We start from the raw sequence: 14,695 nt of genomic DNA, 5'->3' as shown, positions 1-14,695 counted from the left end.
GTAAAATACCGATATTGAGTCGAAGTTCATTTAACCAGTTTAAGTTATAGGTCGCATTATGCTTAAAAATAAAACCATCTTTAGCCTCAGTCTTCTTGCAGCAGCAATGGCACTAACAGCATGCCAGCCTAAAAATACTGAACCTCAAGAGGATAAAGTAACTCAATCACAGACTATGGCTCAGGCTGAGGTATTAAAACTGGCTGGGGATGTAGAAAAATTAACTTTAAATCTACCAGAATGTGAGGGGAATAATTGCCCTGAAATGAACATCGAGCGTCTTTCCAGTAACCAGCCTTTTATTGATGAATTTATTGATCAGCAAATTTTAAAACGTCTGGATCAGACTCTGGATATTTCCGCCAAGTCGTTGAAGACCAATCCGCCGGCAGTAAGTGCGGAAGAGTCAGCAGCCTCCAGTCCAGTTCAGGCAGATGAGCCGGCCGCCTCGGTTGCCATTGAAACTCCAAAACAGCAACTGGAAAAACAGGTTACTCCGTATGTAGAAACATTTTTATCTTTAGATAAGGAACTGAAAGACTTAGGTTCCAGTCATCAAATTAGCCTGATGATTAAACCGAAAATTCTGAATGCCAATCAGCCTTTGGCAACCGTGGTGTTAAATTCCAGCAGTTATTTGGGCGGGGCGCACGGTTCCTCTTCGCAGCGCTACTATAACTTTGATCTGGAAAAGAAAAAAATTGTCGAATTGCAGGATATTTTAGCGCCTAATCAAAAGGCTGCTCTGGAAAAGAAAGCCCACGAAGCCTTTAAACAGTGGGTCATTGATTCTGAACTGGCCAGCAATGTTGAGGAATATGAACAGGCATGGAAATTTAAGTTATCGGATAATTTCTATTTATCGACTCAAGGTTTGATTCTGCAATATGGAGAATACGAAATTGGTCCGTATGTGGTGGGATTGCCGCGCTTAACCATTCCTTATGATCAATTACAAACGGTCTTGAAAACAGCCTATTTACCACAGGCTGAAGTCGAAAATGAGCAAGCGGCCAGTGCGGCCCGTGACAGTAAAGCCCAGTCTTAATGTCTTATTCGCTGTTTGATACCCATACCCATTTTGATGTTCCCGACTTTGATTCGGATCGGGAACAGTTGGCCTATGCCGCCAAAGCGATGGGGGTAGAGCGGTTAATTTTGATCGGCTTTGTCCAGTCCAGATTTCAGGACTTGCTGCACAGCCAGCGCTTTCTCAATCAATTGCGGGATGCGCCGCGGAGTTATCTGGCTCCTGGGCTGCATCCATTTTATATTGAGCAGCATCAAAGTTCACATTTGGCAGATTTAGAAGCGTTGCTCAGCACTGAAGATTGTGTAGCAATTGGAGAAATTGGCCTCGATACCTTTTTAAAGCAGCACAAGCAGGACGCAATTTTTCAGAAGCAGCAGCATTTTTTTGTAGCGCAACTTGAATTGGCGCAGCAGTTTGACAAGCCGGTATTACTGCATATCCGAAAGTCCCATGCAGAAACTCTGGCGATCTTAAAACGGCAGCAATTCCGTTTGGGCGGTATTGCCCATGCTTTTAGTGGCGGCATAGAGGAAGCCAAGGCCTTTATTAAACTGGGGTTTAAAATTGGGGTGACCGGGCAGATTACCAATCCCAATGCTAAAAAACTCCATGCCGTAGTTCAGGAAATTGGTCCTGAACACCTTGTTTTGGAAACCGACTGTCCCGATATGACACCCTTATGCTGTCAAATTTCTACGCAGCATCGAACCCGCAATACCCCGGCCAATTTACCTTATGTACTGCAAGGACTGGCGCAAAGCTTAGCTATGGATCAAGAGCAGCTGGCTGAACAGCTGTGGAAAAATAGCCATCAAGCCTTGCATTTAGCGCTCTAGTGTAAGGGTTTGAACCAGCCGGAAATTTGACTTCCTTTCATCAGGTCTAAAAAAAGATGCATTATGCAATTTCTAAAATGCCAGAGACTTGGCATTATGCTTCTAAATTATTTTGAGTGAGATTCACATGGCACAAGGACTTTTGGCGGGTAAACGCTTTTTGATCGCAGGTATTGCAAGTAAATTATCAATTGCTTTTGGTATTGCTCAAGCCTTACATCGTGAAGGTGCAGAACTTGCTTTTACCTATCCAAATGAAAAACTGAAAAAACGTGTTGATGACTTTGCCGCACAATTTGGTTCTGAACTGGTGTTTCCTTGTGATGTGGCCGTAGATGCTGAAATTGAAGGCACCTTTGCTGAACTGGCAAAGCATTGGGACGGTCTTGATGGTGTGGTTCACTCTATCGGTTTTGCACCTGCCCATACTCTGGATGGTGACTTTACCCAGGTGACAGACCGTGAAGGTTTTAATGTTGCTCATGACATCAGTGCGTATAGTTTTGTAGCCATGGCGCGTGCTGCAAAGCCGTTATTGGCAGCACGCCAGGGTTGTCTGCTGACTCTGACTTATCAAGGTTCTGAGCGCGTGATGCCAAACTATAACGTAATGGGGATGGCCAAAGCGTCTTTAGAGGCAGGTGTACGCTATCTGGCATCAAGCCTGGGCAAAGAAGGTATTCGTGTAAATGCAATCTCTGCCGGTCCAATCCGTACACTGGCAGCTTCAGGTATCAAGTCTTTCCGTAAAATGCTGGATCTGAATGAAAAAGTGGCACCGCTAAAACGTAACGTTACCATTGAAGAAGTGGGTAATGCGGCCTTATTCCTGTGTTCTCCATGGGCTTCAGGAATTACGGGTGAAATCCTGTATGTGGATGCCGGTTTTAATACCGTTGGTATGAGCGCAGAATTGATGCTGGATGCTGAGTAAAATGCATTAAATTCTCTCTCCCTTTGCGACACAATGTTTCTCATCTCCTAAAAGGAGAGGGAAAAAAGAAATAAAAAAGACCGCACAAGCGGTCTTTTTTAATATCCGGGAAAAGCGATTAAGCTTGACCTTCAACCGCAGTCGCTTGCGCGCGTTGCAAGTTGGCTTCAAATTCAGCATCGAAGTTGATAGGAGTGAGCAGTAACTGCGGGAAGCTGCCTTTGGTAACCATGTCATTCACGGCTTCACGAAGGAAGGGGAACAAAATGTTCGGGCAGTAAGCACCTAGAATATAAGGTAAACGTTCTTCTTCAACGCCATCGACCAGAAAAATACCGGCTTGAGTCACATCAACGATAAACGCAGTCTCGCCCTCATTATTGGCTTGAACGACCACTTTTAAAGCCACTTCAAAATGAGTCGGATCAATTTTTTCTGCTGAAGAAGACAGATTGATATTTAACTCAGGTTGCCATTGCTTGGTAAAAACTTGCGCCCCAGGAACTTCAAAAGAAATATCTTTAGTGTAAATGCGCTCTAATGCCAGTTGTGGTTGAGCTTGTTGTTCTTCACTCATTCTTTAATCCTTAATATGAAATAATGATTTTAGTAAATTAAGCCAGTAAATCGTCAAGTTTGCCTTCACGCTCTAACGCATAAAGCTGGTCAAAACCGCCGATGAATTGTTCATTGATAAAAATTTGTGGCACGGTACGGTGATTGGTGCGCTGCATCAATTCAATACGTACTTCAGGTGCTTCATTCGACAAATTGATTTCTTTGTATGCAACGCCTTTGCGCTCAAGGAGCTGTTTTGCACGGACACAATACGGACATACAGTTGTCGAATAAATAGTGACTTCAGCCATGGTCAATCTCCTGTTCGCAGATTATTTGCTTTTAATTAGAGGTAAACCTTGAGCTTTCCAGTTGCTGATTCCGCCATCAAGACGATAAGCATCTGCATGACCGACCTGCTGGAGTGCAGAACCTGCAACCTGCCCAAGATTACAAATGAACACCAGCGGGCGATCAGATGTTTTTAACTCATCAAGATGTTTTGTAATTTGGCTATAGGGAATGTTGCGGCTCCCACTGATGTGGCCTTCGCGAAAATCTTTGCCATCACGTAAATCAATCAGCATGGCATTTTTGGCTTTGACTAAAATGCCCAGCGATTGCGGGGAAATTTTACGACCGTTACGTTGACCTTCGATAATGAAGAATAAAACCACGAGTACCGCGAGTGTTCCAAACAAGAAGGGGTGATTCCCCATAAACTCGAACCAACGTTCCACAATCCACCTAATTACAATTTTGAAATTGCCAAGAGTATAGCTCATAAATATGGTGATCAAAATCACCGCTTCAAGGGCTAAGGCTTAAGAAAATTAATTTTTTTGCTGTGCTTCCGTGATTTCATCAATTAAACGCAGATAGCTTTCTAGTCGGCGGGGCAAAATTTCACCATCTGCTGCTGCTTTACGCAGGGCACACTGCTTTTCGTGTTTATGGGTACAGTTCCGGAACTGGCAGTGACCAAGCAGATTTTCAATTTCTGGAAAGCCGCTGGGGATCTTTTCCAAAGGCAGATGCCATAAACCAAATTCACGGATTCCCGGTGAGTCAATCAGGGCTGCATTTTCACCAAAAGGAATCAGGCGAGTCGAGGTCGTGGTGTGTTGCCCCAGCGCTGAGTTTTCAGAAATCACATTGGTCTTTTGTGCCGCATCCGGTACGATGGCATTGATTAAAGTGCTTTTACCCACACCAGACTGACCAACAAAGGCGACGGTCTCATCATTCAAGCGGGCGGTTAATGCAGATAGGTCTCCATCCGACTGGGTCTGCATCACTTCATAGCCTAAATCTTTGTATTCATTCAATAGTTCCAGAATAGGGTCCTGCTCTTTAAGTAGGTCGGACTTATTCAACACCAGTAATGCCGGAATTTGAGCGTCGGCACAGGCGACCAGATAGCGGTCGATTAAACCCGGGGCAGGTTCAGGCAGCGGTGCAAATATAATGACAATCAGGGAAATATTGGCTGCCACCGGTTTGACCTTGTGATAACGGTCAGGACGGGTCAATAAGGATTTACGCGGATGAATCGCGGTGATAATTCCGAGACCAGTATTCGGATCGGCTTGCCATTTTACCCGGTCGCCGGTAACCAAAAGTTCGAGGTTGGTCCGGGTATGACAGCGCCAGACACTGTCTGGTTCAATGGGTTTCCAGAACGGTTCCGGCTCACCATCGGCGACCACAGGTTTTTCAGGATGCGGCTCAGGTACCGACAAGGTCTGAACTTCGAGCTGGCGGCCATAATGCTGTACCACTAAGCCTTCCAGGTCCTGGGAGGTATCAAGATCTTCCTGACGCGTTTTCTGCTGTTTCTGAATACGGCGCTGCTGTTGTTCGGTCAAACGACGCTTACGGATTAAAGCCATTCAATTCCTAAAAAACCATGGGTGCGAGAAGGCAAAAATAGCATGAAGCCGAGGGTGAATACAGCCAAGTCGCAGGAAATTTGCTACTATATTATTTTTAAACTGATTAGATCACACAATTTATGAGCAGCACACCGGATAGCCGCCTGATTTGGATTGACCTGGAAATGACAGGTCTGGACACTGACAATGATCAGATTATTGAAATCGCCACCATTGTGACGGATGATAACCTGAATATTCTTGCTGAGGGTCCTGTGCTGGTTGTGCATCAGTCAGATCGTATCTTGAATGCGATGGATGAATGGAATACCCGTCAACATGGCCAGTCCGGTCTGATTGAACGTGTGCGCCGCAGTAAATTAAAGGCGCAGGATGCCGAGCGGGAAACCATTGAATTCTTGAAAAAATGGGTGAATCCGAAAGTATCACCAATGTGTGGGAACTCGATCTGTCAGGACCGGCGTTTCCTGCACCGTCTGATGCCGGAGCTGGAACAGTATTTTCATTACCGTAATCTGGATGTCTCTTCAGTCAAGGAGCTGGCCAAACGCTGGCGTCCTGAAATCATGAGCGGTCTTAAGAAAAATGCCTCGCATCTGGCGATGGATGACATTCGTGATTCGATTGCCGAACTGAAATATTACCGTGAATATTTTTTCATTATGAATAAAGACTAAGTTCAAGTGACATGAAAAGAGGCTTAAGCCTCTTTTTTTATTTTGTTGAGCGCGTTTTTTCTAGAGTGAAAATATTCAATGCGATCAAAACAAACCCACAGGAGCAATAACCCAATCAGATGAGGCTGTGTTCATTATGGCGAAGATGACAAAGCCAAATCATCCTAAGCGAATGAGACTACTGTGAGAATGGGGTTGTGTGTTTGGGGCGAGGCAGAAAATAAAAATAAAGCAGGTTGCACAGAAGCTTCCAACCCAGAAGGTGATAAATAGCATGACCTTTCACCCTCTTTAGCTAGATGACAGCTGCTTAATGAGTTGCTGATATTTCATTTGTTGTGGGCAGGTTGGCGTGCTCATCAGAGCTGATGATCGTTGAAATGGATTGAACATTTAATGGCAGTAAAAAAAAGCGGATTTTGCTAAAATGATCGAGTATTTTTATTGCTATAGATGACCTATGACTGATCTGCTTCAAGATGATGAATATGAACGCCGTTTTGCCGGTGTGGCCAAGATTTATGGCGAGGACAGCTTTCATCATTATGAAAACAGTCATGTGATGGTTATTGGTATTGGCGGGGTGGGTTCTTGGGCGGTTGAAGCACTGGCACGAACCGGGATTGGCGAGCTGACCCTGGTCGACATGGATGTGGTTGCAGCATCGAATATCAACCGTCAGTTACCGGCCATGACCACCACCTTGGGCTGTGAGAAAATTGAAATTATGGCGGAGCGTTGCCGGGCCATTAATCCCCGCATCAAGGTGAATCTGATTGATGACTACCTCACCGCTGAAAATGTGAAAGAGCTGCTGGCTGGACAGCCTGATATCATTCTGGACTGTATTGATGACGTCAAAGCCAAATTGGCGCTGATGCTGCATTGCCGTTTTAACAAGCTACCTTTAATTGTTTCTGGCGGTGCCGGCGGGAAATTAGATCCTTTAAAAATTCGCGTGGCTGATTTGTCCAGGACCGAACAGGATCCGATGCTGGCCAAATTACGTACCCAATTACGTGCCAAAGGTATCTGTAAAAAGCCTAAAGAAAAATTTGGCATCACCTGTGTCTATTCAATTGATAATCCATTCTCAGGTGCCGAGGTATGTGCCAGTGCTGGTCTGCGCTGTGGGGGTTATGGCTCAGCTGTTGTGGTGACCTCCAGCTTTGCCATGATCGCCGTCTCAGAAGTACTGAAAAAACTTGATGCGAAGCGCAGTAAAGCCTGATTAGGCCACTTAAAAAACACAGAGCCTAGGCTGTAGTTTATGTTAAATTTACAATAATGATTTTATACACATAACAAAAACAATGTCTTGGAGCAACTATGTGGTTTTTGCTAGTGCTGATTTTGGGGATTGCTGCTTTAGCCTTCTGGATGTGGAAGCGTCCTGATCCGGTCCAACGTGATCAGGCCAAGGCTGTGCAGCATGATTTATGGATTGAGCAGATGGACGCCCAGCTCAAGCATGCGGCACGTTTAGCTGCTGATCCTGATCATCCGGACCATGAACGTGCCTATCAGATTTATCAGAGCCTGGCACAGCAGCAGGAATGGCCGCAGGCCTATGTCGGTATGGCCTTGATGCATTTAAAGGCGCAGGGGCGTGAGCAGAATTCAGAAAAAGCCATCAGCTTGTTTGAAAAAGCTTTCAGTTTGGGAAGTGAAGAAGCTGCCTATCATTTGGGCCAGATGTACGATGGTCATCCTCAGCATGTGAATGATCCTGAAAAAGCCTTGTACTGGTATCGGCATGCGGTGGCTCGTGGTCATCTGGATGCCCAGTATCGTATGAGCGCGCTGACTGAAACTGACCATGGTGCAGCAGAACAGCAGCGGCTGCAACTTTTGCTTCAACATGCCAGACAGGGCCATGCCAATTCACAGTATCAGCTGGCACAGCACTATCTGGCAGAGGGCGCTCAGCAGGACCTGAGTTTAGGCATGCATTACCTGTTTCTGGCCGCACAGCAGGATCATCTGATGGCTAATCAGCAGATTGCTGATGCGTATGCGCGCGGCAAAATTTTACCGCAGGACCACAAACAGGCGCTGTATTTTATTAAGCGCTGTATTCATTTAGGCGACCAGAGCGGGTTGTATGATTATTATGCTGGTGTTTTATTGGGCTGGATTGATACTGACCAGCGTCAACGGGTGTTTCAGCATCTGTTGCAGCAGTCCAGAGAACATACAGATGCCCAGGCTAAAACCTTAATCGGTCTGGCCTATTTTCATGGCTGGTATGTCGATAAAAATCAGACCATGGCTTTTCGTTACTGGTCTGAAGCAGCTCAGAGCCAGCATCCGCAGGCACTTAATCTGATTGCGGCACTATATTTTGAATCTTATCTAGTTGCCCATGAGCCGGAAAAAGCTTTCCTGCTTTATCAAAGTGCAGCAGCAATGAAGCCTGATGATAATTTTAACCAGATGGGGCAGGCACTCTGCTATTTAAACGGAGTCGGTGTTGCCAAAGATACCGCCAAAGCCACCCGGATGATTCAAGCAGTTGCCCAGCAGGAGCAGCTCAAGGCTGAATCAGAAGCGAGTTTGGTTTATATGGTCGGACGTTTTTATAGCCAGCCGGAATATCCGCTTCCGACACGAGAAAAGGCCGTGCAATATCTGAATCAGGCAGTTGCCCAAGGTTCTGCGGAAGCAGCCTGGTTTCTGTATCAGGCTTATGCGGGGCTTCATCCGGTCTTTGAGCTCCATGACGAATTGGCCAAACGTTATCTCCATCAGGCCGCTCAGCTGGGTCATGTACAAGCTCAGGCAGAATTGGGCTTGATGTATCTGCAAGGCAAGATGGTGGAGCAAGATCTGGCCACAGGACTGAAGTATCTTCAGCAGGCTGCCAGCCAGCACAATGCCTTGGCGTTAAATGCGCTGGGAGAGGCGATGGAGCAGGGAGTAGGCGTCACCCCGGATTTGGATCAGGCTATGGCTTATTATCGTCAGGCCGCGGCGCAGGTAAATGCAGATGCTTATGGTCATCTGGGACGTTTATATACCAAAGGAGTTGGTGTGGAACGTGATATTGCCACGGCACGCGAATGGCTGGAAAAAGCCAGCCTGTTGGGACATCAGTCCTCAAGTGAGCTGCTCAAGCATATTAATGCTTATCTGCATGTCGGCTAAGCAACGCAAAAAAACCGCTGTCTAAACAGCGGTTTTTTATAGGAAAAATGCTTTAAGGTATTTGCCTGATCGGGCTGCCACCTAAAGCTTGCATCAAGGTTACATAAGCATTGTATTGGCTTTGTCGGGTCTGTACCAAAGACAGGCGCGCGTTGCGTGTGGTTTCTTGTGCATCTAGCAGATTCTTTAAGGCCACTGCTCCATTTCGATAACGCACTTCCGTCAGACGTTCTGTACGTTCTGCCAGTTCGACATTACGTTGTTGTAACGCGACCTGTTTGGTCAGCTCAGTACGATTGGACAGGGCATTTTCCACATCGGCAAAAGCCTCATACAGGGTTTGACGGTATTGCAGAATCGCTTTTTCATATTCCAGTTCATTGACCTGTAAATCACGTTTCATGTCATTCCATTGCAGAAACGGCAGGGTCAGACCGGCACCCAAAGTGGCAACCGGATTTTTCAGGGCGCTGGAGAGTGAGCTGCTACTCCCTACGCCCACTCCTGTACTTAGACTGCCGGTCAAGCTGATCGATGGATAATAGCTGGCCCGGTTGGCATCTTTGTTGGCCAGCGCTTTGCGTAAACGCAGCTCGGTGGCTCGCAGATCAGGACGACGGGATAACAGGCTGGCTGGCAGACCTGCTTCAATATCAGGTAACTGTATATTTGGCAGGCGGCTCGGTTCTTGCAGGCTGAGCTGCTGTACCGGCATATTAAGCAGCACGGCCAGACTGGTACGGGTTTCCACGCGTTGCTGTTCAATCTGGCTTAAAGTGGCTTGCTGGCTTTGAATGGCCTGTTCTGCCTGTGTCAGTTCCAGACCCGATACGGCACCGGCACGATACTGGACTTTGACCAGATCTGAAGTACGCTGTGCAGTGGCCAGATTTTGTTGTACCACAGCATGCCGTTCATTCAGATAGGCCAGCTGCCAGTACAGTTGTGCCGTGGTTCCAATCAGACTTTGCGCTGTGGCCTGCAAGTCCTCTTCAGATGCCAAGGCTTCCCAGCGTGCGGCTTCGGTCTGGTTGGCGAGTTTGCCAAACAGGTCCAGTTCATAGCTCAGGGCCGGGTAGCCTAGTGAAATACCGGTTGAGCGATCACCATCACCCTCCAGACTAAATTGATGTCCAGTCGAAATTCGCGCATCTCCAATCCGGAGACCTTGCTGGCTTTGAGTCTGTCTGGCCTGAATGCGGGCCTGCTGTAAGTTGATACCGGCCACTGCCAAATCGCTATTGGCTGCCAGCACTGCATTGACCAGATCGTTCAATTGTGGATCTTTAAATAAAGTCCACCATTGATCCGCCAGAACGTCGGCATGGATGTGCTGGCTTAAGGCCTTACTGTTTTGAAAGCCGTTCGGCAATTCAACGGCAGGTTGCTTATACGGTGTTTTCACTACTGCGGCACAGCCGACCAGTGAACTTCCTAGAATCAGGGCACTGGCCAGTTTGGTAAGAGTCAGGTGCATATCAGATTCCTTATTCTCGAGAAAGTGCATCGACCGGATTAAGACGGGCCGCATTACGTGCCGGAATAAAGCCGAACACAATACCAATCAGGCTGGAGCAGACAAAGGCGGCAACAATCGAGGTGGTCGAATAAGCCATCTGGAAAGTATCTCCGGCAAAATGGGTAATCAGTTGACCGATTCCCAGCGATAAAAGTACCCCCAAAATCCCGCCCAGAATACAGACCAAGACGGCTTCAATCAGGAACTGCTGCAAAATATCACTTTGACGTGCTCCGACGGCCATACGCACCCCAATTTCCTGAGTCCGTTCGGTGACTGAAACCAGCATGATGTTCATGACCCCAATTCCGCCCACCACCAGTGAAATCACGGCAATTGCTGAGATTAGCAAGGTCATGGTCTGCGTGGTTTGCTGAATGGTTTCACGGATACTGTCCGCATTTTGGGTAAATACATCCTGCGCACCATGACGTTGAACCAGCAGGCTCAGGATGGCATTTTCAGCAGCTGCGCTCGGATATTCATCCTTAATCCGTACAATAATCTGACGCACATTGGACTGACCGAGCATACGGCTCATGACGGTGGAGTAAGGCAGGTAGACATTTAGTGTGTCATTATTGCCCATCATGCCTTTTTGCGCATCAATTACGCCAATGATCCGGCTGGGTACGCTACCCAAGAGCAGCACCTGACCAATCGGGTTGCTTCCATCTTTAAAGAAGGTATTTTGAGTATTGGTATCAATTACCACGTCCTGGGCCTGCTCGACCACACTTTCATGATCAAAAGGCTGGCCAGATTTAAAGCTCATCCCGCGTACATAGAAGAAGTCTTCGCCCACACCATTCACAGTGATCGAGGCTTCAGTTTCTTTATAACGTGCGGTCACATTGCTGTTGACGGAGGGGCTGACGCCATCCACATAGGGCTGCTCTGCCAAAGCGTCTGCATCCGCCGGAATCAAGGTTTTGACTTGGGAAGATCTGGAATTGTCTCCAAAGCCTCGCCCCTGAAATACGGTAATGGTATTGGTTCCCAGGCTGCTGATATTTTCCAGAATCTGTTTCTGTGAACCGTTCCCGAGCGCGACGACCGAGACAACCGAGGCAATTCCGATAATAATCCCCAGCATGGTCAGGAAAGTTCGCATGCGGTGTGCATTCATTGCCAGCAAAGCCATGCGGAAGGCTTCGCCAAGACGGTCTACGGCCGAGCGCCAGCTGGAAATTTTCTTTTGTTCATTATAGACCAGACGTTGTTTTTCAAAGCCATCATCAATTTCAGGCACATTTGGCTGATCCGAAATGATATTGCCGTCTGAAATCTCGATAATACGCGTTGCATTTTTGGCCACATTATGGTCATGCGTGACCAGAATAATGGTATGACCTTTGGCATTCAGTTCACGCAGAATACGCATGACTTCAATACCGCTATTCTTGTCGAGTGCACCGGTTGGCTCATCGGCAAGAATGACATCACCGCCGTTCATCAAAGCCCGGGCAATTGAAACCCGCTGCTGCTGACCACCGGAAAGCTGACTAGGGCGGTTCTGGGTTTTTTCACCCAGCCCCAGATCTGTCAGCAATTTCGCTGCACGTTCATGACGCTTACTGGAATCTGCACCGGCATAAATGGCCGGCACTTCGACATTGCCTGCGGCATTTAAATCTCCCAGCAGATGATAACGCTGGAAAATAAAACCAAAATATTCACGGCGCAGCTGGGCCAGTTCATCCGCTTCGAGCTTGCGAGTTTCCCGGCCCTTGACTTTATAGCTGCCCGAAGTCGGTTGATCCAGACAGCCAAGAATATTCATCAGCGTCGATTTGCCGGAACCGGACTGGCCCACAATCGCCACCAGTTCACCCGGATAAATCTCCAGATTGACCCCTTTTAAAATCTGGACCGTGCTTTCACCCGCAGGGAATTCACGAACCAGATTCTTGACCTCAAGCAGAGGTTGCTGTTGTTGATTCATGCTTACATTCTCATTGGGCCACGGCTGCCACGTTTTGCACTGTCATTTGAGGTGTCAGAACCGTCGGCAATGACCACCTGATCGCCACGTTTCAAACCTTTCAGAACTTGGGCCGTGACTCGGTTATTCAGGCCAATCAGCACAGGGGTAAGTTTCGCTGTACCATCTGCCTGTAAAAGACGCACCATGGCACGCTGTGCCTTGCCTTGTTCAATCAGGGCAAGCTCAGCATCAGAGAGCTGCAAACGGGCAGGGCGTTCACCTGTTGCATCACGTGATTTGTCCTGGGCTTCGGTAGGTGCAGCTAGACCTTCGGTGTTACGACTGCCTTCACCACGCTTCTGGCGCTGGGGACGGTTCGAGCTTTGAATCGCAGCTGCCGGAATGGTCAAGACATTTTGTGCTTCATCCAGCACAATATACACTTGCGCCGTCATATCAATACGCAGTTTGCCGTCTTCATTGGGAACGTCAAACAAGGCATTATAATAGACCGCCGTACTTGAAGAAGAGCCTGTGCTGTTATTGGATTCGGTATTAATTGAATTGGGAGCAGGCTCGACCTGACGCAATTGCGCATAAATTTTCTTGTCACTATTTCCCAAAGTGGTGAAATACACCCTTTGACCTTCCTGGACTTTCATGACATCAGCTTCAGAAATTTCGGCTTTAATGGTCATGGTGTCGAGTTGCGCGAGTTTGACAATGGTCGGTGCGCTCTGATTGGCGTTTACCGTTTGACCTTCCTCAGTCACAATCGCCACAATAGTGCCATCCATCGGCGCGACAATCTGGGTATAGCCCAAATCTTCTTTGGCGGTGGCCAAGGTCAAACGCGACTGTTCAATCTGGGCATTGATGGCCTTAATATCTGCCTGTGCGATTTTATAACTGGCCAGAGCCGCTTCATACTCCGCACGTGAGGTTGCATCCTGTGCATACATAATGTCCTGACGGCGATATTCAGCCTCAACCTTGGCCAGATTGGCCTGTTTTACAGCAAGCTGTGCCATCTGGTTTTTAATGCTTGCTTCAGCCGTTTTTAAATCATTCTCCTGACGCACTGAATCAATCTGTGCAATCAGCTGCCCCTGTTTGACCTGATCACCCAGCTGCACATACATTTTTTTAACCTGACCGGATACCTGAGCACCCACACTGACCATTTTGGTGGCTTCAAGCACCCCGGTTGCCAGTACCGAGTTTTCAATATCGCCAATACTTGCTTCCGCAGTAATAAATTGTGGCGGCTGTTCTTTGGGTTTCAGGAAGTACCATCCAGCGGTAATAAGTACAATGGCAATCACTGCTGCCATGATCAGTTTTGTTGGTTTTATTTTTGGCATGATAAACACAGATTCTGGTCAGAAGATAAGGGCCGATTATAAAAGAGAAACTAGGATAAATCGTGAACTTTTTAATTTATAATGAGAATTATTTTCTATTACTGCTGGGTACAACAATAAATAAAAACTTAAATTTTTTATAGAGTTTATTGATCAGCCCAACTCATCATTGGAAGAACTTACTTGAGTCTTGCTGGTTTAAACATGAGGTGGTTGACCAGCTTGGTTTCAGGCTTATTTTATAAAATGAGGCTTAGGCTGGGGGAAGCTGTGCCCTGACTAAAAAAAGCTGAAATCGGGCTAAGTTAAGCCTATGTATAAAAAAATAACTGAGATTTTTAAAGTGATCTTTGTTGTAAAGATAAGTCTCCCTTGTCTCTGGTCTGCTTAATTTTTAGTCAATATTTTAGACTAAAGACTAGGGCGTGTCCTCATTTGGCTTTACACCAAATAAACATGCAAGCAATGTAAATCATAGACTGATAATTTCGTGCAAGCTTATCAAATCGGGTAGCAATAGCACGGAAATGTTTTAATCTCGCAAATGCATTTTCAACTAAATGTCTTAATTGATATAGATATTTATCAAACTCCTTATTCGACCTCTTACTATTTGATCTCATTGGAATAATGGGAATCATATCCTTATTCTGGGCATATATTCTAATGTGCTCAGCATCATATCCCTTATCAGCAATAAGATAAGTTGCCTCATCTACAGTATCAATCAGTTGTTTTGCAACTTGACTGTCGTGGACGTCACCCCCAGTGATTTTAAAATCAATCGGTAATCCATTCGCGTCGG

14 protein-coding genes are annotated in these 14,695 nt (G+C 46.7%); 6 read left to right on the top strand and 8 right to left on the bottom strand.

Features of this window, described 5'->3' with window-relative positions; all coding sequences use genetic code 11:
* Positions 1-58: 58 nt before the first annotated feature.
* From NI461_RS10760 to NI461_RS10750, 3 genes are all read left to right on the top strand, one after another.
* Complete coding sequence (locus NI461_RS10760; protein ID WP_174659313.1) at positions 59-1,048, top strand: RsiV family protein; 990 nt, start codon at positions 59-61, stop codon at positions 1,046-1,048.
* Positions 1,048-1,869 carry a TatD family hydrolase gene (locus NI461_RS10755; RefSeq protein WP_151204322.1) on the top strand — a complete coding sequence of 274 codons (822 nt, stop codon included), beginning with the start codon at positions 1,048-1,050 and terminating at the stop codon, positions 1,867-1,869. Before NI461_RS10760 ends, NI461_RS10755 begins: the two co-directional genes overlap by 1 nt.
* A gap of 127 nt (positions 1,870-1,996) precedes the next feature.
* A complete protein-coding gene (locus NI461_RS10750; RefSeq protein ID WP_151204321.1) occupies positions 1,997-2,803 on the top strand; it encodes an enoyl-ACP reductase in 807 nt (268 codons plus the stop codon).
* 118 nt (positions 2,804-2,921) lie between these two features.
* Here the strand turns inward: NI461_RS10750 and secB are convergent, their stop codons facing one another.
* The 4 genes from secB to rsgA all read right to left on the bottom strand — a co-directional run bounded on the left by secB (position 2,922) and on the right by rsgA (position 5,253).
* A complete protein-coding gene (gene secB / locus NI461_RS10745; RefSeq protein ID WP_151204320.1) occupies positions 2,922-3,380 on the bottom strand; it encodes a protein-export chaperone SecB in 459 nt (152 codons plus the stop codon).
* 37 nt (positions 3,381-3,417) lie between these two features.
* A complete protein-coding gene (gene grxC, locus NI461_RS10740) occupies positions 3,418-3,672 on the bottom strand; it encodes a glutaredoxin 3 (RefSeq protein ID WP_151204319.1) in 255 nt (84 codons plus the stop codon).
* Positions 3,673-3,693: 21 nt separating this feature from the next.
* On the bottom strand, positions 3,694-4,101 hold the full coding sequence (locus NI461_RS10735) for a rhodanese-like domain-containing protein (RefSeq protein WP_151204318.1): 408 nt from the start codon (positions 4,099-4,101) through the stop codon (positions 3,694-3,696).
* A gap of 93 nt (positions 4,102-4,194) precedes the next feature.
* Positions 4,195-5,253 (bottom strand): ribosome small subunit-dependent GTPase A, encoded by a 1,059-nt coding sequence (gene rsgA, locus NI461_RS10730; protein WP_151204317.1) that lies wholly within the window; start codon positions 5,251-5,253, stop codon positions 4,195-4,197.
* A gap of 122 nt (positions 5,254-5,375) precedes the next feature.
* Here rsgA and orn point away from each other — a divergent pair, with 122 nt between their 5' ends.
* The 3 genes from orn to NI461_RS10715 all read left to right on the top strand — a co-directional run bounded on the left by orn (position 5,376) and on the right by NI461_RS10715 (position 9,080).
* On the top strand, positions 5,376-5,933 hold the full coding sequence (gene orn, locus NI461_RS10725; RefSeq protein WP_151204316.1) for an oligoribonuclease: 558 nt from the start codon (positions 5,376-5,378) through the stop codon (positions 5,931-5,933).
* Between the two features lie 460 nt (positions 5,934-6,393).
* Positions 6,394-7,164: a ThiF family adenylyltransferase gene (locus NI461_RS10720; protein WP_151204315.1), complete on the top strand. Its 771-nt coding sequence runs from the start codon at positions 6,394-6,396 to the stop codon at positions 7,162-7,164.
* Positions 7,165-7,262: 98 nt separating this feature from the next.
* The gene (locus NI461_RS10715; protein ID WP_174659315.1) at positions 7,263-9,080 is read left to right on the top strand and encodes a tetratricopeptide repeat protein; all 1,818 of its coding nucleotides are present in this window, start codon (positions 7,263-7,265) and stop codon (positions 9,078-9,080) included.
* A 52-nt stretch (positions 9,081-9,132) separates the two neighbouring features.
* Here NI461_RS10715 and NI461_RS10710 read toward each other — a convergent pair whose 3' ends face one another.
* The 4 genes from NI461_RS10710 to NI461_RS10695 all read right to left on the bottom strand — a co-directional run.
* The gene (locus NI461_RS10710; RefSeq protein WP_174659316.1) at positions 9,133-10,557 is read right to left on the bottom strand and encodes an efflux transporter outer membrane subunit; all 1,425 of its coding nucleotides are present in this window, start codon (positions 10,555-10,557) and stop codon (positions 9,133-9,135) included.
* Between the two features lie 10 nt (positions 10,558-10,567).
* Positions 10,568-12,544, bottom strand: coding sequence for a MacB family efflux pump subunit (locus NI461_RS10705; protein ID WP_174659317.1), 1,977 nt, complete (start codon positions 12,542-12,544; stop codon positions 10,568-10,570).
* A gap of 2 nt (positions 12,545-12,546) precedes the next feature.
* Entirely contained in the window at positions 12,547-13,890 is a 1,344-nt protein-coding gene (locus tag NI461_RS10700) for an efflux RND transporter periplasmic adaptor subunit (protein ID WP_151207273.1), read from the bottom strand.
* 431 nt (positions 13,891-14,321) lie between these two features.
* On the bottom strand, positions 14,322-14,695 hold a 374-nt coding region (locus NI461_RS10695; RefSeq protein ID WP_253157291.1), incomplete at its 5' end, for an IS5 family transposase.

Source organism: Acinetobacter sp. S4400-12, from assembly GCF_024129495.1.
GTDB lineage: Bacteria > Pseudomonadota > Gammaproteobacteria > Pseudomonadales > Moraxellaceae > Acinetobacter > Acinetobacter lwoffii_C.
Note: the sequence above shows the minus strand (reverse complement) of the source record. Positions and strands in the feature narration are given on the sequence as shown.